The sequence below is a fragment of the Corynebacterium sp. MSK071 genome (assembly GCF_030232125.1).
Lineage (GTDB): Bacteria > Actinomycetota > Actinomycetes > Mycobacteriales > Mycobacteriaceae > Corynebacterium > Corynebacterium kefirresidentii.
Genome location: NZ_JASPJA010000009.1, coordinates 64,994 through 87,547 on the forward strand (window position 1 = coordinate 64,994; position 22,554 = coordinate 87,547).

Annotated in this window: 14 protein-coding genes and 1 riboswitch; of the genes, 4 read left to right on the plus strand and 10 right to left on the minus strand. The window is 59.5% G+C overall.

All coding sequences use genetic code 11. From position 1 onward, the window contains the following. Nucleotides 1-16: 16 nt before the first annotated feature. The 4 genes from QP990_RS08780 (at nucleotide 17) to QP990_RS08795 (ending at nucleotide 5,698) form a co-directional block, all read left to right on the plus strand. Nucleotides 17-1,000: an ABC transporter permease gene (locus QP990_RS08780; RefSeq protein ID WP_023020541.1), complete on the plus strand. Its 984-nt coding sequence runs from the start codon at nucleotides 17-19 to the stop codon at nucleotides 998-1,000. Continuing rightward, nucleotides 1,001-1,993 carry an ABC transporter permease gene (locus QP990_RS08785; RefSeq protein WP_005322860.1) on the plus strand — a complete coding sequence of 331 codons (993 nt, stop codon included), beginning with the start codon at nucleotides 1,001-1,003 and terminating at the stop codon, nucleotides 1,991-1,993. It begins immediately after the preceding gene. Beyond that, nucleotides 1,990-3,894 carry an ABC transporter ATP-binding protein gene (locus QP990_RS08790; protein ID WP_023020540.1) on the plus strand — a complete coding sequence of 635 codons (1,905 nt, stop codon included), beginning with the start codon at nucleotides 1,990-1,992 and terminating at the stop codon, nucleotides 3,892-3,894. Before QP990_RS08785 ends, QP990_RS08790 begins: the two co-directional genes overlap by 4 nt. 109 nt (nucleotides 3,895-4,003) lie before the next feature. Next, nucleotides 4,004-5,698 (plus strand): ABC transporter family substrate-binding protein, encoded by a 1,695-nt coding sequence (locus QP990_RS08795; protein WP_023020539.1) that lies wholly within the window; start codon nucleotides 4,004-4,006, stop codon nucleotides 5,696-5,698. Between the two features lie 230 nt (nucleotides 5,699-5,928). On the opposite strand, the gene tuf is transcribed toward QP990_RS08795, so the two are convergent. The 10 genes from tuf to QP990_RS08845 all read right to left on the minus strand — a co-directional run bounded on the left by tuf (nucleotide 5,929) and on the right by QP990_RS08845 (nucleotide 22,329). Continuing rightward, the gene (gene tuf, locus QP990_RS08800) at nucleotides 5,929-7,119 is read right to left on the minus strand and encodes an elongation factor Tu (RefSeq protein WP_023020538.1); all 1,191 of its coding nucleotides are present in this window, start codon (nucleotides 7,117-7,119) and stop codon (nucleotides 5,929-5,931) included. A 392-nt stretch (nucleotides 7,120-7,511) separates the two neighbouring features. Further along, nucleotides 7,512-9,641, minus strand: a complete 2,130-nt coding sequence (gene fusA / locus QP990_RS08805) for an elongation factor G (RefSeq protein ID WP_023020537.1) — start codon at nucleotides 9,639-9,641, stop codon at nucleotides 7,512-7,514. 322 nt (nucleotides 9,642-9,963) lie between these two features. Further along, nucleotides 9,964-10,431 carry a 30S ribosomal protein S7 gene (gene rpsG / locus QP990_RS08810; RefSeq protein ID WP_005322865.1) on the minus strand — a complete coding sequence of 156 codons (468 nt, stop codon included), beginning with the start codon at nucleotides 10,429-10,431 and terminating at the stop codon, nucleotides 9,964-9,966. A 6-nt stretch (nucleotides 10,432-10,437) separates the two neighbouring features. After that, nucleotides 10,438-10,809 carry a 30S ribosomal protein S12 gene (gene rpsL / locus QP990_RS08815; RefSeq protein WP_005322866.1) on the minus strand — a complete coding sequence of 124 codons (372 nt, stop codon included), beginning with the start codon at nucleotides 10,807-10,809 and terminating at the stop codon, nucleotides 10,438-10,440. A 232-nt stretch (nucleotides 10,810-11,041) separates the two neighbouring features. After that, nucleotides 11,042-11,593 carry a hypothetical protein gene (locus QP990_RS08820; protein ID WP_023027806.1) on the minus strand — a complete coding sequence of 184 codons (552 nt, stop codon included), beginning with the start codon at nucleotides 11,591-11,593 and terminating at the stop codon, nucleotides 11,042-11,044. Nucleotides 11,594-11,619: 26 nt separating this feature from the next. Next, the gene (locus QP990_RS08825; RefSeq protein WP_023020535.1) at nucleotides 11,620-12,390 is read right to left on the minus strand and encodes an energy-coupling factor transporter transmembrane protein EcfT; all 771 of its coding nucleotides are present in this window, start codon (nucleotides 12,388-12,390) and stop codon (nucleotides 11,620-11,622) included. Continuing rightward, a complete protein-coding gene (locus QP990_RS08830) occupies nucleotides 12,383-13,810 on the minus strand; it encodes an ABC transporter ATP-binding protein (RefSeq protein ID WP_034656222.1) in 1,428 nt (475 codons plus the stop codon). The genes QP990_RS08825 and QP990_RS08830 overlap by 8 nt, the downstream gene beginning before the upstream one ends. A 14-nt stretch (nucleotides 13,811-13,824) precedes the next feature. Then, the gene (locus QP990_RS08835; protein ID WP_023020533.1) at nucleotides 13,825-14,439 is read right to left on the minus strand and encodes an ECF transporter S component; all 615 of its coding nucleotides are present in this window, start codon (nucleotides 14,437-14,439) and stop codon (nucleotides 13,825-13,827) included. Then, nucleotides 14,429-14,561: riboswitch (TPP riboswitch) on the minus strand. Its footprint overlaps the gene before it by 11 nt. Before the next feature lie 170 nt (nucleotides 14,562-14,731). Next, nucleotides 14,732-18,727: a DNA-directed RNA polymerase subunit beta' gene (locus QP990_RS08840; RefSeq protein WP_023020532.1), complete on the minus strand. Its 3,996-nt coding sequence runs from the start codon at nucleotides 18,725-18,727 to the stop codon at nucleotides 14,732-14,734. 107 nt (nucleotides 18,728-18,834) lie between these two features. Then, on the minus strand, nucleotides 18,835-22,329 hold the full coding sequence (locus QP990_RS08845) for a DNA-directed RNA polymerase subunit beta (RefSeq protein WP_023020531.1): 3,495 nt from the start codon (nucleotides 22,327-22,329) through the stop codon (nucleotides 18,835-18,837). Between the last annotated feature and the right edge of the window lie 225 nt (nucleotides 22,330-22,554).

The window sequence follows — 22,554 nt, forward strand, 5'->3', positions numbered from 1 at the left end:
CGCACGGAGAATCTCTATGACTAAATATCTGATCAAAAAGACCTTGGGCTGGTTACTCATGATCTTTTTGGCTACCAACCTCGCCTATCTCTTGGCGGCCAGCTTCCTGGACCCACGGTCCAACTACACCGGCCGCCGCCCACCGCTTTCACCGGAGGAAATCAATAGCCTCCTCGAGCCCTATAACCTCAGCCCCGATACTCCGCTGGTACAACGCTGGTGGACCTGGCTGACCAATATCCTCACCAAATGGGACTGGGGCCAATCCCCAGTGGGCGAGGTGGTGAATTCAGAAATTAGCTACCGCATCTGGGTTTCCGCGCAGCTGCTCTTGCTCTCCACCATTTTGTCCATTCTCATCGGCGTGGCAGTGGGCGTTTACACCGCTTCGCGCCAGTACAAGACCGGTGACCGCATCTGGCAGGGCATTTCCATCATCGCGATGAATACCCACGTGGTAGTGGCGTCCATCGCCGTGGTGTGGGGCGCACTGAAAATCAACGAGCTCAGCGGCAAGAAGATTTTCTATGTGGTCGGCTCCCATTCGCTGGACGTGGAAGGATTCTTTCCCAAGCTGGTGGACTCCGCACAGCACTTGATCCTTCCCACCATTTCATTGGTCTTCATTAGCTACGCCAGCTACCACATGACCCAGCGCACCTTGCTGCTGGATAACTTGGATGCGGACTATGTGCGCACCGCCCGCGCTAAGGGCTTGACCCGCCAACAGGCGATTCGCAAGCACGCACTGCGCACCTCCATCATCCCGGTGGCAACCTCGGTGGCCTTTTCCATCCCCGGCATCTTCACCGGTGCGGTGATGACCGAGCGCATCTTTGGCTGGAACGGCATGGGCCAGTACTTCATCGAGACCATTAGCAAGAACGACGTCAACGGTGCAGCGGCTGTCGCTGCCTTTGGCGCCGCCATGACGGCCATCTCCGCGGTATTGGCGGACCTGGTTGTCGTCGCGCTTGATCCACGAGTGAGGGTGAGTTAAATGACCCCATCTAAAGACCGCAACTATTTCAAGCAGGAACCGCGCGGGGAAATCACCGCACACAGCGAGGTCACTTCGGGAGACCCCTTCTCCCCCGCCGAGGCCGAGCAGGTAGCCACCCTGGAGCAGATGCCCCGTGGCACCTCGCGCTACAAGCTGTACCTGCGCCGCTTCTTCCGCAATAAGCTCGCCACCTTGGGCCTTATCATCCTGGCTTTCTTGGTCCTTGCGGCGCTTTTTGGCGGCTTCTTTGCCAAGTGGGACTACACCGAGCCGGACTTCCTTGCGCTGTCGGAGCCGCCGAGCCCCGAGCACTGGTTTGGCACGAATGACACCGGCAATGACCTCTATGCCCAGACCATTCACGGTTTAGGCAGGTCCCTGACCATCGCCATCGTGGTATCCCTAGCCACCTTGGTCATCTCCGCGTTCATTGGATCCGCTGCAGCCTTGTGGGGAGGCATAGCCGAAAAGGCGGTGCTGGCCGTCATTCACTTCCTGCTGTCCATCCCTACCTTCCTACTCATCGCATTGGTAGTGGCGGATTCCGGCGGAGATTGGAAGCTGCTTATCGTCGTGCTCATCCTCTTTGGCTGGATGTACCAGGCCCGCGTGATTTGGTCGCTGGCGCTTACGGTGCGCGAGCAAGACTACGTCCGCGCGGCGAGCTACATGGGCGTGTCCAAGCTGCGCACCATCGTGCGCCACGTCATTCCCAATATTGGTTCGCTGCTCATCATCCAGTTCGTCTTCGGCGTGGTGGGCACCGTGGGCTCCGAGACGGCCCTGTCCTTCCTGGGGTTGGGCGTCAAGCTTCCCGACGTCTCCCTCGGCACCCTCCTGCAGGGCGGCACCGCCGCCGTGCAGTCCTCCCCGTGGCTGTTCTACTTCCCTGCCGCAACCCTGACCTTGCTCACCGTGTCCATGGCTTTCATTGGCGATGGCCTGCGCGATGCGCTCGACCCCAACTCGAATTCCGGAGGTAAAGCATGACCTCGCCCGTCTTATCCGTCAAAGACCTGCGCGTTAACTTCCCGTCCGAAGCCGGATCCGTCTCCGCGGTCCGTGGCGTAGATTTTGATCTCTACCCTGGCCGCACGCTCGGCATCGTGGGCGAATCCGGTTCCGGTAAGTCCGTGACCTCCATGTCCATCATGGGGCTCCTGCCGGACTACGCGAAGATCACCGGGTCCGTAAAGTTCGACGGCCGCGAGCTGCTCGGTCTCAGCGATAAGCAGATGTCCGAGATTCGAGGCAACGGCATTGGCATGATCTTCCAGGATCCGCTCTCCGCGCTCACCCCGGTCTTCGATATTGGATCGCAGTTGGTGGAAGCAATTCAGGCCCATAGGGACGTCGGCAAGAAGCAGGCCCTCAAAGAGGCCACGGAGTTGCTCGATCTCGTGGGCATCCCCGATCCGCACCTGCGCCTGAAGTCTTTCCCGCACGAGTTCTCGGGCGGCATGCGCCAGCGCGTGGTAATTGCCATCGCAATCGCCAATAATCCGCGCGTACTCATCGCCGATGAGCCCACGACCGCGCTGGATGTGACCATTCAGGCGCAGATTCTGGAGGTCATTAAGCTCGCCCAGCGCGAAACCGGCGCCGCCACCATCATGATTACCCATGACATGGGCGTGGTGGCAGAAACGGCCGATGATGTCATGGTCATGTACGCCGGCCGACCCGTGGAGCGCGGCGATGTGGATACCATCTTCTCCCAACCCCGCATGCCCTATACCGTGGGCCTGCTCGGCTCTACGCCCCGCCCGGACGTGTCCGCAGAAGAGCCGCTCACACCCATCGTGGGCAGCCCGCCGGTGCTGGTGGACCTCAAGCAGCGCTGCCAGTTTGCCCCGCGCTGCCCCGTGGCGCAGCCCGCCTGCTCCGACGGGGAGCCGCCGCTTATCGCGCTTGACGACGCCCCCTCGCACCAGAGTGCCTGCCTGCGCGCGCCCGAAATCCACGACCGCAAAATCGGCGGCGAGCTCATGTTCAAGCCCCCGCAGCTCGCGGAGGACGTCATGGCCGGTATCTCCCGCGAGGAGCGCGCCACCACCCTGGAGGTCACGGACCTGCGCAAGGAATTCCCACTTACCAAGGGCGCGCTGGTCAAGCGCCGCGTGGGCACGGTCAAGGCAGTGGACGGCCTCACCTTTGATATTCGCAAGGGCGAATGCATGGCCATCGTAGGCGAGTCTGGCTGCGGCAAGACCACCACCCTGCTAGAAATCATGGACTTAAAGCCCGAAAATGGCGCAGTCGTGCTCAACGGGAAGGACGCGGCCGGGATGAGCAATTCCGAGCGCCGCGAGGCCCGCAAGGACATTCAAATTGTCTTCCAGGACCCGATGAGCTCCCTCAACCCGCGCCTGACCGTGCGCGAGGTCATCGCCGAACCACTCAACTCCCTAGGCTATGACGGCGACGTGGATGCCCGCGTGAACGAGCTCATGGGCCTTGTCGGTTTGGACTCCTCCCAGCTGGATCGCTTCCCCAGCCACTTTTCCGGCGGACAGCGCCAGCGCATCGGCCTCGCCCGCGCGCTGGCCACCAACCCCTCGGTCTTAGTGCTGGATGAGCCCGTCTCCGCGCTCGATGTCTCCATCCAGGCTGGTGTCATCAACTTGCTTGAAGATCTGAAGAGAAGGCTGGGGCTGTCCTACCTCTTCGTGGCCCATGATCTTTCGGTGGTGCGCCACCTCTCCGATAGGTTGGCCGTCATGTATAAGGGCCAATTTGTGGAATCCGGGCCGACCGACGAGGTCTTCGAAAACCCCCAAGCGGATTACACCAAGAAGCTACTGGAAGCTATTCCGATTCCAGATCCGGAGGCCGCCCGCAGGCGACGCAACCCCGATCCGGCCGATACATCCCCAATTTCACGAAAGTGACCCGCCGCACAGCAACCGTTCTATATAGTTGACCTCACACCTAGAAGGATGTGGCGGCTGCCCCGCTTCCACATCTTTCACTTTCCTCTCACTCAAGGAGAACCCGATTATGCACAAGTTCACTCGCTTCCGGATCGCTACCGTAGCCACCCTTTCCGCCGCAGCCCTCGCGCTCACCGGCTGTGCCGCCAACTCGGGCGGAGGCTCTAATAAGGCCGTAGGCGGCCTCGACATCGAGGTCAATCCAGCCGGCGACTATAACGAAAAATCCCGCGACGAGCTCAAGGACGACGGTGAACTCACCCTCCCCATCGGCGAACTGACCGAGCAGCAAAACACCTTCCATGCCAATATGGTCACCGATACCCGCACGGTATGGGGTTGGTACAACCCACAGCTGGCACTTTACGACGGCGAGGGAAACTACACCCCAAACCCCGACTACATCGACGAGGCCAAGGAAGACAAGAAGGGCAAGAACACCGTCGTCACCTACAAGATCAACAAAGACGCCACCTTCAACGACGGCACGCCCATCGATTGGAAGGCCTTTGAGAATACCTGGCGTTTTAACAACGGCAAGGACGAGGACGTCCAGGTAAACTCCACCGACGGCTACGAGCGCATCACCTCCGTGGAAATGGGAGCTACCGACAAGGACGTGGTCATCACCTTCGATGGCCCCTACCCGTGGTGGCAGGGTCTTTTCAATCAACTGCTCCACCCCGCTATTGATAGCCCAGAGAAGTTTGACAAGGCCTACCTGGGCAAACTGAACCCGCAGTACGGCGCTGGCCCATTCAAGGTGGACAATGTGGACTTTAAGGGTGGCACCCTTAGCCTCGTGCCGAACGAAAAGTGGTGGGGCGATAAGCCAAAGATGAAGAAGGTAAGCTTCCGCGTCATGGAATCCCAGGCCACCATCAACGCCTTCCAGGCCGGGGAAATCGACGCGGCTGGCGTGGCCGATAAGAACAGCCTCACCATTGCCGGTGAAATGGGCGAGGACATCGATATCCGCGCAGCATTGCGCCCTGCCAATGTCATCCTCACCCTCAATTCCAAGGCGCCACAGCTCAAGGATGAGGATGTGCGCCACGCCGTCTTCTCCGCCATCGACCGCGATCAGCTGGCCGAGATCCGCTATAACGGCCTGGGCTATGAAGAAGAGATGCCGGGCTCGCTTACCCTCTACTCCACCCAGGAGGGCTACAAGGACAATATCAAGGACGTCATCAAGTTCGACCCCGAGCAATCCAAGAAGCTGCTCGAGGATGCCGGATATCAACAAGGTGATGACGGAATCTTTGCTAAAGACGGCGAAAAACTATCCCTGCGCTATATCCTCATCGGCGACGATGAGGTATCCAAGTCCCTTGCCGCCGCACTTCAAAAGATGCTCAAGGACGTCGGCGTTGACCTCAAGATTGAAGAGCGCCCTTCTGCTGAGTTCTCGAAGGTAACCTCTGAGCGAGACTTCGACCTCTTCCTGTCCGCCATTGCTTCCTCCGATCCATTTGGAGTCGCCTACTTTGGCCAGTACTACGCCAGCGATTCCACACTAAATATGTCCAGCACTGGCACCAAGGAATTTGATAAGAAGATTGAAGAGCTGCAGAAGCTTCCTTCCCAGGACGAACAAATCGACCGCGTCAATGAGCTCGAATCGGAGGCCTTCGGCCACTACGGTATCCTCCCCTTCGCCAACGGTCCGCAAATGGTCGGCGTAAAGAAGGGTCTGGCCAACTACGGTGCCAACGGCTTCGCCATCCTCCCCAAGGAAGACATCGGCTGGGAAAAGTAGCAACTCCCTGCACACCTAAAAGCGCAATGCGCTGAAGCCTCCCGCAGCATCAATCAAACAGGATGCAGCGGGAGGCCTCTTTTATAGGCCAGCACCGCCCGGCCAAGGCAGCAACGGCTATTGCCGACGCTCGTGCATCGCGGAGAAAGTGGGTTAAGGATCAAAAAATCCGCCCCACCGAAAGTGAAGCGGATTTTTTATAGCTCTACTGAGCGGTTACTGGGTATCGACTAGTCGATAACCTTGGTAACGCGGCCAGCGCCGACGGTGCGGGAGCCCTCGCGGATAGCGAAGCGCAGGCCCTCGTCCATAGCGACCGGCTGGATGAGCTCAACGGACATCTCAACGTTGTCGCCAGGCATAACCATCTCGGTGCCCTCTGGCAGGTGAACAACACCGGTAACGTCCGTGGTACGGAAGTAGAACTGCGGACGGTAGTTGTTCATGAACGGGGTGTGGCGGCCGCCCTCTTCCTTCTTCAGGACGTAGACGGAACCCTCGAACTTGGTGTGCGGGGTGTAAGCGCCCGGCTTGATAACAACCTGGCCACGCTCAACGTCCTCACGCTTGGTACCACGCAGAAGCAGACCACAGTTGTCGCCAGCCTCGGTGTAGTCCATCATCTTGCGGAACATCTCGATACCGGTAACGGTGGTGGTCTGGGACTTCTCCTGGATACCGATGATCTCAACGTCCTCGTTGACGTTCAGACGGCCACGCTCAACACGGCCGGTAACAACGGTGCCGCGGCCGGTAATGGTGAAGATGTCCTCGATAGGCATCAGGAACGGCTGGTCGGTAGCGCGCTCCGGATCCGGGATAGCGTTGTCGCAGGCTTCCATCAGTTCAACGACGGACTGTACCCACTTGTCATCGCCCTCGAGAGCCTTCAGAGCGGAGATGTGAACGATAGGAGCTTCCTCATCGTAGTCCTGCTCTGCGAGCAGCTCACGGATCTCCATCTCAACGAGCTCGATGATTTCCTCATCATCAACCATGTCGCACTTGTTCAGTGCAACGAGGATGTAAGGAACGCCAACCTGGCGAGCAAGCAGAACGTGCTCGCGGGTCTGCGGCATCGGGCCATCGGTTGCAGCAACAACCAGGATAGCGCCGTCCATCTGAGCAGCGCCGGTAATCATGTTCTTGATGTAGTCGGCGTGGCCCGGAGCGTCAACGTGTGCGTAGTGGCGCTTCGGGGTGGAGTACTCAACGTGGGAGATGTTGATGGTAATACCGCGCTCCTTCTCCTCAGGAGCCTTGTCGATCATGTCGAACGCGAATGCCTGGTTCTCCTCAGGGTACTGGTCAGCCAGAACCTTGGTGATCGCTGCGGTGGTGGTGGTCTTGCCGTGGTCGACGTGTCCGATGGTGCCGATGTTCACATGCGGCTTCGTACGCTCGAACTTCTCCTTTGCCACTGTATGTCCTCCTGGACTATATGGTGGCTACGACCTTCGCAGCCACGTGGTTGACAGTTGTCATTGGCACCCGACCCACAGTATGTGGGGCAAAGCGCTAATGACGCTTTCTTTACGTGCCAGTTACACGATCCTAGATTTATGCCACGGTTTTTTCAAACCGCCGTTATAGGAGGTAACCCCGCGAAATATCGCGGCCATTTCCCTCGACAAGAATCTTCTAAAAAGGATCCTGGGAGGGTAACGGCCGGCTCAATTCACAACCTAGATGGTTAAGCTGCAAACTCAGCCCGCCGCTACCCTGGCCCAGTTGTCCCGCTCCGCGGCGGGTCTGGCATCTACTGGCGAAGATTACCAGCCCGGACAAACCGCGGGTGGAGCGGGGCTACTGCTTAGTTAGCGCTGCCGGTGCGCTCCTCGATGATCTCCTGTGCAACGGAGGATGGAACCTCTGCATAGGAATCGAAGACCATGGTGAAGTTTGCGCGGCCAGCGGTGGAAGAACGCAGGTCACCGATGTAACCGAACATCTCGGACAGCGGCACCTTAGCCTTAACGACCTTCGCGCCGGAACGGTCCTCCATAGCGAAGACCTGGCCACGACGGGAGGAGATGTCACCGTTAACGGTACCCATGTACTCCTCAGGGGTGACAACCTCAACGGCCATCATCGGCTCCAGCAGAACTGGCTTTGCCTTGGCCATTGCTTCCTTGAAGACCTGGGAGCCGGCCAGCTTGAAGGCCATCTCGGAGGAGTCGACGTCGTGGTAAGCGCCGTCTTCCAGGGTGGCCTTGATGTTAACCATCGGGAAGCCTGCCAGGTAGCCGTACTGCATTGCGTCCTGGATACCAGCGTCAACGGAAGGAATGTATTCCTTCGGAACGCGGCCACCGGTGACGGCATTCTCGAATGCGTAAGTTGCGGACTCGCCCTCTTCCAAGGTCTCTGGGTCCGGGTTGTACGGCTCGATGGTGCAGATAACCTTTGCGAACTGACCGGAACCACCGGTCTGCTTCTTGTGGGTATACTCCATGGACTCAACCTTCTTACGGATGGTCTCACGGTAAGCAACCTGCGGGTTACCGATGTTCGCCTCAACTTTGAACTCGCGCTTCATGCGGTCAACGAGAACGTCGAGGTGGAGCTCGCCCATGCCGCCGATAACGGTCTGGCCGGTCTCCTCATCCAGCTCGACGGTGAAGGTTGGGTCCTCAGCTGCGAGCTTCTGGATAGCGGTACCCAGCTTCTCCTGGTCAGCCTTGGTCTTCGGCTCGATGGAAACCTTGATAACCGGATCCGGGAAGTCCATGGACTCGAGGATGATCTGGTTATCCTTGTCACACAGGGTGTCACCGGTGGTGGTCTCTTTCAGACCGATAACAGCATAAATGTTACCGGCGTCTGCCTGCTCAACAGGGTTTTCCTTGTTGGCGTGCATCTGGAAGAGCTTACCGATGCGCTCCTTCTTGCCCTTGGTGGAGTTCATAACCTCGGTACCCGGGGTGACCTGGCCGGAGTAGACGCGGGTGAAGGTGAGCTGGCCAAAGAATGGGTGAGCAGCAATCTTGAATGCCAGTGCGGAGAACGGGGACTCAACGGAAGGCTTACGGGTAAGCTCCTTGTCCTCGTTTCCTACCTCGTGGCCGATAACCTCGCCGACGTCCAGCGGGCTTGGCAGGAAGTCAACCACAGCGTCAAGCAGTGGCTGCACGCCCTTGTTACGGTAGGCGGTACCGCAGTAAACCGGGTAGACCTCGGAGTTGATGGTGAGCTTACGGATGCCGGCCTTGAGCTCGTCAATGGTCAGCTCCTCGCCGCCGAAGTACTTCTCCATGAGCTCTTCGTCGGACTCAGCAACGGTCTCAACCAGCTTCTCGCGGTATTCTTCCGCCTTGTCCTTGAGGTCCTCTGGGATTTCCTCGTAGGTAGGCTCAGCGCCGGTCTCGACCTTGCCACGCCAGGTGATTGCCTGCATATTCAGCAGGTCGACAACGCCGTCGAAGTCATCCTCAGCGCCGATAGGCAGCTGCATAACCAGCGGCTTAGCGCCCAAGCGGTCAATGATGGTCTGAACGGTGAAGTAGAAGTCAGCGCCCAGCTTGTCCATCTTGTTAACGAAGCAGATACGCGGAACATCGTACTTAGCAGCCTGACGCCACACCTGCTCGGACTGCGGCTCAACGCCTTCCTTACCGTCGAAGACTGCGACGGCGCCGTCAAGAACACGCAGGGAACGCTCAACCTCAACGGTGAAGTCAACGTGACCCGGGGTGTCGATGATGTTGATCTGGTTGTTATTCCAGAAGCAGGTCACGGCAGCGGAGGTAATGGTGATGCCGCGTTCCTTCTCCTGCTCCATCCAGTCAGTAGTGGACGCACCGTCGTGGGTCTCGCCCACCTTACGGTTGATACCGGTGTAGAAGAGAATACGCTCGGTGGTCGTCGTCTTACCAGCATCGATGTGGGCCATGATGCCGATGTTGCGGACCTTGTTCAGATCCTTAAGCACTTCTTGTGCCACGTTTATACCCCAACTTAATAGTCGTCGACGCCGTGACCAGGTTTCTGGCTATGACGCCTGCATGGATAAGGTCTTTTAATTTTTGCCACTATTGGCCGTCCTAGGTGCACGCATGCCCCTAGACTTCCATCGCTTCAGTGTACTGGACACTCCACGATGCCGCTGGACCGGGCGGGCATACCGCCCAGAAATCACACCCATTAGGGCAAAGAATGACCCAAGCAAGAGATATGTAGTTTTGTGTCGCCGCCGGAGAAAACCTGCCGGCAGCCAGCGCGAAACTTTCTTCTCGTTGCTTGGGCCATTGAAATGAGTGCTGAAATTACCAGCGGTAGTGAGCGAAGGCGCGGTTAGCCTCAGCCATCTTGTGAGTATCCTCACGACGCTTAACGGAAGCGCCGAGGCCGTTGGAGGCATCCAGAATCTCGTTTGCGAGACGCTCAATCATGGAGTTCTCGCGACGCTGGCGGGTGAAGGTCACCATCCAGCGCAGTGCCAGGGTGTTTGCACGGTCAGGGCGAACCTCAACCGGCACCTGGTAGGTAGCGCCACCGACACGGCGGGAGCGAACCTCAAGGTCTGGGCGGATATTGCCCAGTGCCTTCTCCAGGGTGCCAACCGGATCGGTACCGGTCTTCTCGCGGCAAGCCTCGAGAGCGCCATAGACGATACGCTCTGCGGTGGACTTCTTGCCGTCCTGGAGGATCTTGTTGACGAGCATGGTTACCTGCTCGGAGTTGTATACCGGGTCCTTGACTACAGGACGCTTCGGAGCAGCATTCTTACGCATTGTTTATTACTGTCCCTTCTTTGCGCCGTAACGGGAACGTGCCTGCTTACGGTCCTTGACACCCTGGGTATCCAGAGCGCCGCGGATGATCTTGTAACGAACACCAGGAAGGTCCTTCACACGGCCGCCGCGAACGAGGACCATGGAGTGCTCCTGCAGGTTGTGGCCCTCGCCCGGAATGTAGGCGGAAACCTCAATACCGGTGGTCAGGCGAACACGAGCAACCTTACGCAGTGCGGAGTTCGGCTTCTTAGGAGTGGTGGTGTACACGCGGGTGCATACACCGCGACGCTGCGGGGAACCCTTCAGCGCAGCGGTGGAAACCTCTTTACGCTTATCGTGGCGGCCCTTGCGGACCAGCTGCTGAATAGTTGGCATTTAACAGTCTTTCTGTCGAATTGCACCAATACCGAAGGAAAAGAACCAAACATGCAAAAATGGGCGCTCTTTCCCGGGGCGCTGCCGCATGTCCAGAACTCTTCCCAAGGTCGGTGCCTTGTTAAGGATCAGACTCTTCACCGCGTGCCAGCAAGGCACGCATAGTGAACTGCCGTTTAGACTAGCAAACCGATCACGCTTTATACAAAACGCGATCGGCACCTTCTTCCTGCTAGGACCATTCCCAAACTAAATCAGCCTCAGCAGCCTTGGTGGCAAAGTAGTCCTTTTCCTGTGCTTCCCAGGTTTCAAACCACTGCTCGTAGTCGGGCTCGCGGGCGATGGCGCGTTCGCGGCGTTGGTCCCGGGGGCCGTCGATAAGCACGCTAACTACCGTTCCCCTCTCCTTTGCGGCTGCGATATTGGCCGGGGTTACGGAGCCCACCCCTTCCACGATGAGATCATCGCGCACGTCGAGGCTAGCCCAGTCTCCAGGGCTGTCCGCCTCCCAATCCCAGCGCCAATAGCCGGGATTCATGGTGCGCAATACCTGTTCTGCCACCATGTCAGAGCCCTTGTCCAGGCCGTGCCAGCCGGGGTAGAACTCATCGAGGTGTACCACGCGCCAGTTGGTGCGCTCGGCCAGCGCGGCGGAAGTCCAGGTTTTTCCGGCACCCGAAGGGCCGTCGATAAGCACGGTCACTGGCTTGAAGGCACGCTTTCTGGCTGCCGCCAGCTTGACGACGTCCTCTAAAAGGCGCTCTTGTTGGCTATCAAAGTCCATGGTCGCTCAATCACTGCTTTCGCGGTTTATAGGCCGAAGAATCTCCAGGCCCCAGTGAGTACCGAAACTACCACCGGTACGAAAGCCAGGACGGCACCGCAGGTCATAATCCACCCATCGCGGGCCCGCAGCCGCGATTCGCGCGCCCACGAGCGCTTCCCACCGCCAGGTGGGGTGCGGCCGAAACCGCGCGCCTCCATGGCGGTGGCCAGCTTGCCACCGCGGCGCAGCGCAATTACTAGAAGACCAAAGGACATGGTCAGCAGATGCTGCAGCTTGCCGACGTCCGTCAGCCCCCTCGCCCTGCGCGCCATCCCCAACGACTGCCAATCGGACTGGAAGAGCGTCATCATACGCACGCCGGCGACCGCACCAATAACAAAGCGCGAGGGCAGCTTGAGGATCTGCGAGAGCGCATCGCCCAGTTCCGTCGGGTCAATATCGCGAGCCAAGACCACCATGGGCAGCGCCACAGCAAAGACGCGCAGCGTAATGGCAACCGCGAGGGTCAGCGAGTTCTGCGTTACCGCGATGAGCCACCAGCTGAAGTACTCCGTGCCACCAGGCTCGCCATACAACAGCATCGAGATGCCAGAAATCGGCGCAATGAGAAAGAGGAACCAACCGCCCTTTAGTAGCTGCCCCCATGACACCCCGCACAGCGGCGCGAGGATCAGGGTAAGCGTCAGCGATACCGCAGCCGAGACCCGGTCAATGGAGGCCAATAGTGGGCTAACCCAGATAAACATCAAAAAGATGCGGCTTAGCGGGTTAGCTCCGCGCAAAAGATTAGGCACCGCGCACCTCCACTCGGTGATCTCCCAAGGCCTGGATAAATAGCGGGTCATGGGTAATAGAGGCAATGGTGGTGTCATCATCTGCCAATTGCCGCAGCAAGCGCACCAGCTCCACAAAGGTCTGAGGGTCTTGCCCAAAGGTGGGCTCGTCCAAGAGCAGCACCGACGGGGCGGTCACCAAGGCAGTGGCCACCGACAGGCGCCGCTTTTCGCCGCCAGAGAGCGTAAACGGGTTGGCTTCCAAGAGATGCTCCAGCCGCAGTGATTCCACGAGCTGCGCGATCCTCTCCTCCGGCGGGTCCACGCGCATTACCTTGGGCGCAACCCGCAGCTCCTCGGCCACCGTCCGGGCGACAAATTGGTGCTCCGGATTCTGGAAGACAAAGCCAATGCGGTCCGCCAGCTCGCGTGATTTCCAGCGCAGCGGCGACCCTTTGACCCCGCGGCGCACGAAATCGGCCACCCCAATTTCCCCTGATTTGGCCGGCAGTAACCCGGCCATGGTCATCAACCAGGTGGACTTACCCGCGCCATTCGGCCCGGTAATGACCGTGGAGGCTCCCGCCGGCAGCGCAATCGTGCGCGGCGGTCCATAGCGGGTGACGAGGTCCGTACTCCACAGCGCGGCCTCGCGCCCTGCCAATTCGGCCTCGCCCAAACGGCGCGCCTGCGGCAATCCTTCGACTCGGCGACGCTGGGCCACCTCCGCGAAAGGACCATCAGAGACTATGCGCCCATGGTCCAACTCCACCGCGCGCTCGAGCACACCTTTCCACGCCGCGTGCTGGTGTTCTACTACAACGAGCGTGGCACCGGTTTCCTCCACCAACGCGGACACGGCGCGCACGACATCTCGCGCACCCTCGGGGTCTAAGTTGGCCGTGGGCTCATCCAGCAGCACCACACCCGCACCCATTGCAATGACGCCGGCCAACGCCAAACGCTGTTTTTGCCCACCAGAAAGCCTCTCGGTGGGGAAATCCAGATCCACGAATGGGCCAACCAGTTCCTTAGCGGCGGCCACACGGCGCCAGATTTCCCCGCGCGGATACGCCAGGTTCTCGCAGCCGAAAGCAATGTCATCGCCAACACGCGCGGAGATCACTTGGGAATCCGGATCCTGAAGCACCAGCCCCACTGGGATGGTATGTCCAGGCTCCTCCACCATGCCGGTGGAATCTTCCAAGAGAATTTCACCAGTGCGGGTTCCTTCCTCATCGGAACCCAGCACTCCGGCCATCGCCGCAAGGAAAGTGGACTTACCCGATCCAGAGTCGCCGCATAAAAGCACGCGTTCTCCTGGCTCGATGATCAGGTCAATATCGGATAGCGCCGGTTCGCTGCGCCCGGCATGAGTCCAGCCGAATCCTCGGGCCGTTATCTTGGTGGCGTTTCCCGCCAATGATGCACAATCAGACACGGACACAACACGCCCTAAGCGCGCTGTTCACGGCCTGCGGCAAAGCGATCCAGGGCACCGGTTTTAGCCAGGGCTTTCACCACGAAGAAACCCAGCGCACCGGCCAAGATAGCGCCGGAGATGTTCAGAGTTACAAAATAGATGAGCTTGAACTCGAAGGAACGAGCCAGGTTGCCGGAGGTAAACAGCTCCAAGATGAACGCACCCCAGCCAGCTGCCATGCCGGCCAGAATGGATACTCCCAGGCCAAACTTGCGGTACAGGAAGATCGCCAGGATGATTTCCACGCCGATACCCTGCGCCAGGCCCGAATACAGGGTGCTAATACCCCACTGGGAGCCCAGCACCGCCGATACGGTGGCGGCCAAAACCTCAACATAGATGGCCGCACCCGGCTTGCGAATAATCAAGCCACCCAGCACGCCACCGATAAGCCAAATACCAGTAGCAATGCCTCCCAGGCCCGGAGTCACGGCGTCCATAGCTTCAAACCAGGCATAACCCACTGCATTCCATACCAGGAATAAAACTCCGCAGGCCACGCCCAAAACGGACGCCACCACAATATCGACCACGCGCCAGTTCAGGCTGCGCTTCGGGGCAGCGGACACACGTGTATTAGTTGTCATAATTTCCTCCCTCTCGCCGGCATTACCCGGATCAGGTTCTACGGTTCGCCACAACTTCTGTGGCATCTCAGCCCGACACAGCTGCAAAACCGAGCAGCGCGTAAGCACCCGTGAAGTGTGCAATTTTCAATGACTTAGGCCGCACTCCTTTAAAGGTGACTGGCCAAAAGCTGCATTCATACTAGCAAAGCAGTCTAGCGGTGCTCCCTAGACATCGAAACAGCCCCGCCTTCCTATCGTTCAGGAAGGCGGGGCCATCTATTTCCCGCGTTAACGCAAATTGAACTGCACGTTAGAAGGTGAAGTCCTCATCCAGTGGGACGGAAGCACCGGTGAATTCACCGAAGCCGTCATCACCGTAGATGGAATCGCCGTAAGTCGGAATCGAGTATGCAGCGTTGCGTGCAGCCTCGGTCGGCTTGACGGAGATATTGCGGTAGCGGGAGATACCGGTACCGGCAGGGATCAGCTTACCGATGATGACGTTCTCCTTGAGACCGATGAGCTTATCGGAGCGCTTGTTAATAGCGGCGTCGGTAAGCACACGCGTGGTCTCCTGGAACGATGCAGCAGACAACCAGGACTCGGTAGCCAAGGAAGCCTTGGTAATACCCATGATCTCCGAGCGCAGCTGAGCCGGCTCGCCACCTTCTGCAACCTGAGCAGCATTGAGCTGCTTAGCCTCAGAAAGGTCGATGAGGTTACCCGGCAACAAGTCCGTAGTACCCGCATCAATGACGGTACCGCGGCGCAGCATCTGGCGGATGATGATCTCGATGTGCTTATCGTGGATAGCCACACCCTGGGTACGGTACACAGCCTGCACCTCGTTGATGAGGTGCTGCTCCACGCCACGACGGCCGAGGACCTCGAGCACGTCGTGCGGGTCAGCCGCACCGCGCATCAGGCGGTCTCCGGTCTCGACGTGGTCGCCGTCCTTGAGGGAACGCTCGATCATCGCATCCGGGTTGGACTCCATCGGGCGACGGACCTGAGCCAGGCCCTGACGCTTGGAGAGCTTCTCATAGACCACATCATCAGAACCGTCATCCGGGGTGATGGTCAGGGTCCAGAAGTTGCCCTCATCGGACAGGGATACGGTGCCGTCAACGGAAGCGATAGGAGCGCGGTTCTTCGGGTTACGGGCCTCGAAAAGCTCCTGAACACGCGGGAGACCGCCGGTAATATCGCCACCGACACCACCCTGGTGGAACGTACGCATGGTCAGCTGGGTGCCCGGCTCACCAATGGACTGTGCCGCCACGATGCCGACGGCCTCGCCGATATCGACCAGCTGGCCGGAAGCCATGGACTTGCCGTAGCACTTGGCACACACGCCAGCCGGGGTCTGGCAGGTCAGCACGGAGCGAACCTTGACCTCAGTAACCTTGGCGTCCAACAGCTTCTGGGTGAGTTCCTCGGTGAGGTCGGAGCCGGCCTCGGCCACGACCTCGCCATTGTCGTCCTTGACATCGGTCGCGAGAACGCGGCCGGATGCGGAGGTCTCCCACAGCTCGGAGAGAACCACCTTGTCGCCGGAAACCTCGCCGATGGGGACGCGAACGCCCTGGCGGGTGCCACAGTCCTCTTCGCGGACGATGACGTCCTGGGCCACGTCCACCAGACGACGGGTGAGGTAGCCTGAGTCAGCGGTACGCAGCGCGGTATCGGCCAGACCCTTACGGGAACCGTGGGAGTTGTTGAAGTACTCCAGCACGGACAGGCCTTCACGGAAGGAGGTCTTAATCGGACGGGTGATGTAATCACCGTGCGAGTTCACAACCATGCCCTTCATACCGGCCAGCGTCCAGATCTGACGCATGTTACCGGCCGCACCAGACTTCACAATCATCGGAATCGGGTTGTGGTCAGGGTACATGTTCTCGACGGCCTCACCGACGGTATCGGTAGCGTCCTTCCACAGCTCAACCAGGCGATCGTAGCGCTCGCGCTCGGTCAGAGCACCCTGCTCCCAGTACTTACGCTCGATGCGCTCTGCTTCCTTCTCATAAGACTCGAGGATCTCGGTCTTATTCGGCAGAACCAGAACGTCAGACATAGTGATGGTCACGCCAGAACGGGTTGCCCAGTAGAAGCCGGCATCCTTCATGTTGTCCAGCACCTGAGCCACGGTGATCATCGGGTACTTATTGGCCAAGTCATTGACCACGTCACCGATGAGGACCTTGTTGCCAGAGCCGCCGCCCTTACGGACCATGATGCCCTCGAGGTACGGGTAGTTCCATGGCAACAACTCGTTGAACATGACGCGGCCAATGGTGGTGTAGCCCATCCATGCCTGGCCCTTGGTCCAGCCATCCGGGAACTGCTCCTCCTCGATCTCCTTCGGCGGGCGAAGGTGATCGATGCGGACCTTGATCGGGGCCTGCAGGCCAACGGTGCCGCGGTCATAGGCCATGAGGGCCTCGGCGTAGGAGGAGTAAACGCCGGTTGCTGGCTTGTCCTCTTCTGCCTCGCGGAAGCGGCCGTTGCCACCGATCTCGTCCTCGGACTTGTCCATCGTCAGGTAGTACAGACCGGTAACCATATCCAGACGCGGCATAGCCAGTGGCTTACCGGATGCCGGGGACAGAATGTTATTGGACGCCAGCATCAAGACGCGGGCCTCAGCCTGTGCCTCAGCGGACAGCGGCAGGTGGACTGCCATCTGGTCACCGTCGAAGTCGGCGTTGAACGCCTCACAAGCCAGCGGGTGCAGCTGAATAGCCTTACCCTCAACCAGCTTCGGCTCGAAGGCCTGAATGCCCAGGCGGTGCAGCGTAGGTGCACGGTTGAGCATCACAGGGTGCTCAGAAATGGCCTGCTCCAGAACGTCCCACACCTCTGGGCGCTGGCGCTCAACCATGCGCTTGGCGGACTTGATGTTCTGGGCATAGTCGTTTTCTACCAAGCGCTTCATGACGAACGGCTTGAATAGCTCGAGCGCCATGAGCTTCGGCAGACCACACTCGTGCAGCTTCAGCTGCGGGCCGACAATAATAACGGAACGGCCGGAGTAGTCCACGCGCTTACCCAGCAAGTTCTGGCGGAAACGGCCCTGCTTGCCCTTGAGCAAGTCAGACAGAGACTTCAGTGGACGGTTGCCCGGGCCGGTAACCGGACGGCCGCGGCGGCCGTTATCGAAGAGCGCGTCCACAGACTCCTGCAGCATGCGCTTCTCGTTGTTCACGATGATCTCTGGAGCGCCCAGGTCGATCATGCGCTTCAAACGGTTATTGCGGTTGATCACGCGGCGGTAGAGGTCATTCAGGTCGGAGGTAGCAAAGCGGCCACCGTCCAGCTGCACCATTGGGCGCAGCTCTGGCGGGATAACCGGGATGGCATCCAACACCATGCCGGCCGGATCGTTGCCGGAGCGCAGGAAGGCAGCAACGACCTTCAGGCGCTTGAGAGCACGCATCTTCTTCTGGCCCTTGCCGTTGTTGATGATCTCGCGCAGCTCCTCGGCCTCAGCCTCGAGGTCGAAGTTGCGGACCAGGGTCTGGATAGCTTCTGCGCCCATGCCGCCGGTGAAGTAATCCTCGTAGCGGTCAACCAGCTCTTCGTAGATGGTCTCATCGATGATCATCTGCTTTGGAGCCAGCTTGATGAAGGTATTCCAGATTTCATCCAGGCGGGCGATTTCGCGCTCGCCACGCTCGCGGATGTGCTGCATTTCCTTATCGGCAGCGTTCTTTACCTTCTTACGGGCATCGGCCTTGGCACCGGCTGCTTCCAACTCAGCCAGGTCAGACTCCAGCTTGGAGGCGCGCTCTGCGATCTCGGACTCGGTATCGTCCTCAACGTCCTTCTTCTCCAGGAGCATTTCTGCTTCCAGGGTGGACTGATCGTTGTGGCGAGCCTCTTCATCCACGGAGGTGATGATATTGGCGGCGAAGTAAATGATGCGCTCGAGATCCTTCGGAGCCAGGTCCAGCAGGTAGCCCAAGCGGGACGGAACGCCCTTGAAGTACCAGATGTGGGTTACCGGAGCGGCCAGCTCAATGTGGCCCATGCGCTCACGGCGAACCTTGGACTTGGTGACCTCAACGCCACAGCGCTCACAGATGATGCCCTTGTAGCGGACGCGCTTGTACTTACCACAAGCGCACTCCCAGTCACGGGTGGGGCCGAAGATGCGCTCACAGAAGAGGCCGTCCTTCTCCGGCTTCAGGGTGCGGTAGTTAATGGTCTCAGGCTTTTTGACCTCGCCCTTGGACCAGCGACGAATATCGTCTGCGGTGGCCAGACCGATGCGGAGCTCGTCGAAGAGATTTACGTCAAACACGTAATGTCTCCCTTTCATCCTCGTTGTCGAGGAATTGATGGCTTTGTATGAATGGAACGTTTACGCCCTACCACGGGGACTTACCCCGCGGTGGACCAAGAAACTAATTAGGCGATGTCAGCGGAAGAGCCCTCATCGCGGGACAGGTTAATGCCAAGCGATGGGCTATCCATGTCATCGTCATCAGAGCCAGACAGCTCCATCGGCGTGCCGTCGGTGGAAAGAACTTCCACGTTCAAGCACAGGGACTGCAGCTCCTTGAGCAACACCTTGAAGGACTCAGGAATGCCCGGATCTGGAATATTGTCGCCCTTAACAATGGCTTCGTAGACCTTCACGCGGCCGACGACGTCATCGGACTTGATGGTCAGCAGCTCCTGCAGGGTGTAGGCAGCGCCGTATGCCTGCATTGCCCACACCTCCATCTCGCCGAAGCGCTGGCCACCGAACTGGGCCTTACCACCCAGCGGCTGCTGGGTAATCATGGAGTAAGGACCGGTGGAACGGGCGTGAATCTTCTCATCGACCAAGTGGTGCAGCTTGAGCATGTACATGTAGCCAACCGAAATTGGGTACTTGTACGGTTCGCCCGAGCGGCCGTCGAAAAGCGTGGCCTTGCCGTGCTCATCCACCAGCACATCGCCGTCGCGGTTAGGACGGGAAGAAGCCAGCAGGCGCTCGATCTCATGGTTGGTAGCACCGTCGAAGACCGGGGTCGCCGTCAAGGAATCCGCAGGAACGTCATAGAGCTCTTCCGGCAGGGTCTTGAGCAGCTCGGCGTTCTTTGGATCCTCGGTATCGACCTTCCAGCCAGCGTGTGCCAGCCAGCCCAAGTGAACCTCAAGGACCTGGCCAATGTTCATACGACGCGGCACACCGTGGGTGTTCAGCAGGATGTCGACCGGGGTGCCGTCTTCCATGAACGGCATATCCTCTGGCGGTAGAATCTTGCCCACAACACCCTTGTTGCCGTGGCGGCCGGCCATCTTATCGCCGTCCTGGATCTTGCGCTTCTGGGCAACGTAGACACGAATCATCTCGTTGACGCCAGGGGCCAGATCGTCATCATCGTCGCGGGAGAAGCGAGCAACGCCAATGACCTTGCCTACCTCACCGTGCGGCACCTTCATGGAGGTATCGCGGACCTCGCGGGCCTTCTCGCCGAAGATGGCGCGCAGCAGGCGCTCCTCCGGGGTCAGCTCGGTCTCGCCCTTCGGGGTGACCTTACCCACCAGGATGTCGCCGGCGCGGACGTCGGCACCGATGCGGATGATGCCGCGCTCGTCCAGGTCGCTCAGGACGTCCTCGGAGACGTTCGGAATCTCGCGGGTAATTTCCTCGGCGCCCAGCTTGGTATCGCGGGCATCGATCTCGTGCTCCTCGATGTGGACGGAGGTCAGGATGTCCTCCTCCACGATGCGCTGGTTAAGGATGATGGCGTCCTCGTAGTTATGGCCTTCCCACGGCATGAAGGCAACCAGCAGGTTGCGGCCGAGGGACATCTCACCATTGTGGGTACCCGGGCCATCGGCCAGAACCTGGCCGGCCTCTACGCGCTCGCCCATGGAAACCAGCGGGGTCTGGTTGTAGTTGGTGCCCTGGTTGGTGCGCTCGAACTTACGCAGGATGTAGGTATCGCGCTGGCCCTCATCATCCATGATGGTGATGACATCAGCGGTGACGTTTTCGACCACGCCGGCCTTCGGGGTGATGACAACGTCGCCAGCGTCGTACGCAGCGCGCTGCTCCATGCCGGTACCAACCAGCGGGGCCTCGGAGCGTACCAGCGGCACTGCCTGCTTCTGCATGTTCGCACCCATCAAGGCACGGTTAGCATCGTCGTGCTCCAAGAACGGAATCATGGCGGTACCCACGGAAACCATCTGGCGCGGGGAGACGTCAACGTAGTCCACACCGGCGGCGTCGGTAAGCCCGATGTCGCCGTCCTTCAGGCGGACCTCAATACGCTCGCCGGTGAGGTTGCCCTCTGCGTCCTGCTCGACCTCGGCCTGAGCAATAGCGAAGCGGTCCTCTTCATCGGCGGTGAGGTACTCCACCTGGTCGGTAATCTTGCCGTCCACAACCTTGCGGTACGGGGTCTCAATGAAGCCGAAGGCATTCACGCGGGCGTAGGACGCCAGCGCACCAATGAGGCCAATGTTCGGGCCCTCGGGAGTCTCAATCGGGCACATGCGGCCGTAGTGAGAAGCGTGAACGTCTCGCACCTCAATGCCGGCGCGCTCACGAGACAGGCCGCCTGGGCCCAGCGCGGACAGGCGGCGCTTGTGGGTCAGGCCGGACAGCGAGTTGTTGTGGTCCATGAACTGGGACAGCTGCGAGGTACCGAAGAACTCGCGGATAGCAGCAGAGACCGGGCGCACGTTAATCAGGGAGGTCGGAGTGATGGACTCCGCGTCCTGGGTGGTCATGCGCTCGCGCACAACGCGCTCCATGCGGGACAGGCCGACGCGGACCTGGTTCTGGATGAGCTCGCCCACGGTGCGCAGGCGACGGTTACCAAAGTGGTCGATGTCATCCGTGTGCAGGGAGATCATCTCACCGTTCGGTGCCTTCATCTCGCGCTCGCCTACGTGCAGGCGGACCAGGTACTCGAGGGTGACGGCAATGTCTTCCTCGGTCAGGGTCATCAGACCATCGTGGTCGCCGCCGAGCCCCAGCTTGCGGTTGACCTTGTAGCGGCCGACCTTAGCCAGGTCGTAACGCTTTGCACGGAAGAAGGAGTTATCCAGCAAGGACTGAGCCAGCTCGCGGGTGGGCTGCTCGCCTGGGCGCTGCTTGCGGTAGATCTCCAGCAGTGCCTCATCGGTGTTCGCTACACCGTCAGACTCCAGGGTGGACATCATGAGCTCGGAGAAGCCGAAGCGATCCCTGATCTGCTCCTCGCTCCAACCCAGTGCCTTAAGCAGCACGGTTACCGGCTGGCGGCGCTTGCGGTCAATGCGCACGCCGACGGTGTCGCGCTTGTCGACGTCGAACTCCAACCATGCACCGCGGGAAGGAATAACCTTCACGGAGTGCAGCGGGCGCTCGGTGGACTTATCGATCGAGCGATCGAAGTACACGCCCGGGGAGCGCACCAGCTGAGAGACGACGACGCGCTCGGTACCGTTCACGATGAACGTGCCCATATCCGTCATGATCGGGAAATCGCCGATGAAGACGGTCTGCGACTTAATCTCTTGGGTGTCGTTATTAATAAACTCTGCGGTCACGTACAGCGGCGCGGAGTAGTTGATGTCCTTTTCCTTGCACTCATCCACGGTGTTCTTCACCGGTTCAAAGCGCGGCTCCGACAGGGACAGGGACATATTGCCCGAGTAGTCCTCAATCGGCGAGAGCTCTTCGAGGATGTCCTCGAGGCCGCTCGTCACGCGGGCGTCATCGCCGCGCTCAGCCTGCTCGCGCTCGCGCCACTCCGGCGCGCCAACGAGCCAATCAAAGGAATCAAGTTGTACGTCAAGGAGACCCGGCAGGGCGATAGGCTCGCTGATTTTTGCAAACGAGTATCGCTTCGGGGCTCCGGGGATATTGGCCACTGACTTGGTCTGGCGGGAGACTGCCAAGATGGGTCCTTCCAGCACCTCACGCGGATTGCCTGCTCGCCCTGGCCGACGAGCCGCAAAACCGCTGGTAATTCTAGCATTCGGTCTGCTGTGGAGTGTCTGGGTTCAGAATGCACAAAATCACCTTGTCAAGTCGGTTTTGCCATCACCGGCCTGAAAGGCTAAATGTGCACCGAAGATCCAGATTCCAGCGCAACGAAACAGCTTATAGGAAAAGACCTGCCATGTAAAGACACACCACAC

Bases quoted from the DNA above. Each gene is read 5' to 3' on its own strand.
- QP990_RS08780 (WP_023020541.1), top strand. From the start codon at position 17: ATGACTAAATATCTGATCAAAAAGACCTTGGGCTGGTTACTCATGATC.
- QP990_RS08785 (WP_005322860.1), top strand. From the start codon at position 1,001: ATGACCCCATCTAAAGACCGCAACTATTTCAAGCAGGAACCGCGCGGG.
- QP990_RS08790 (WP_023020540.1), top strand. From the start codon at position 1,990: ATGACCTCGCCCGTCTTATCCGTCAAAGACCTGCGCGTTAACTTCCCG.
- QP990_RS08795 (WP_023020539.1), top strand. From the start codon at position 4,004: ATGCACAAGTTCACTCGCTTCCGGATCGCTACCGTAGCCACCCTTTCC.
- rpsG (WP_005322865.1), bottom strand. From the start codon at position 10,431: ATGCGTAAGAATGCTGCTCCGAAGCGTCCTGTAGTCAAGGACCCGGTA.
- rpsL (WP_005322866.1), bottom strand. From the start codon at position 10,809: ATGCCAACTATTCAGCAGCTGGTCCGCAAGGGCCGCCACGATAAGCGT.
- QP990_RS08820 (WP_023027806.1), bottom strand. From the start codon at position 11,593: ATGGACTTTGATAGCCAACAAGAGCGCCTTTTAGAGGACGTCGTCAAG.
- QP990_RS08835 (WP_023020533.1), bottom strand. From the start codon at position 14,439: ATGACAACTAATACACGTGTGTCCGCTGCCCCGAAGCGCAGCCTGAAC.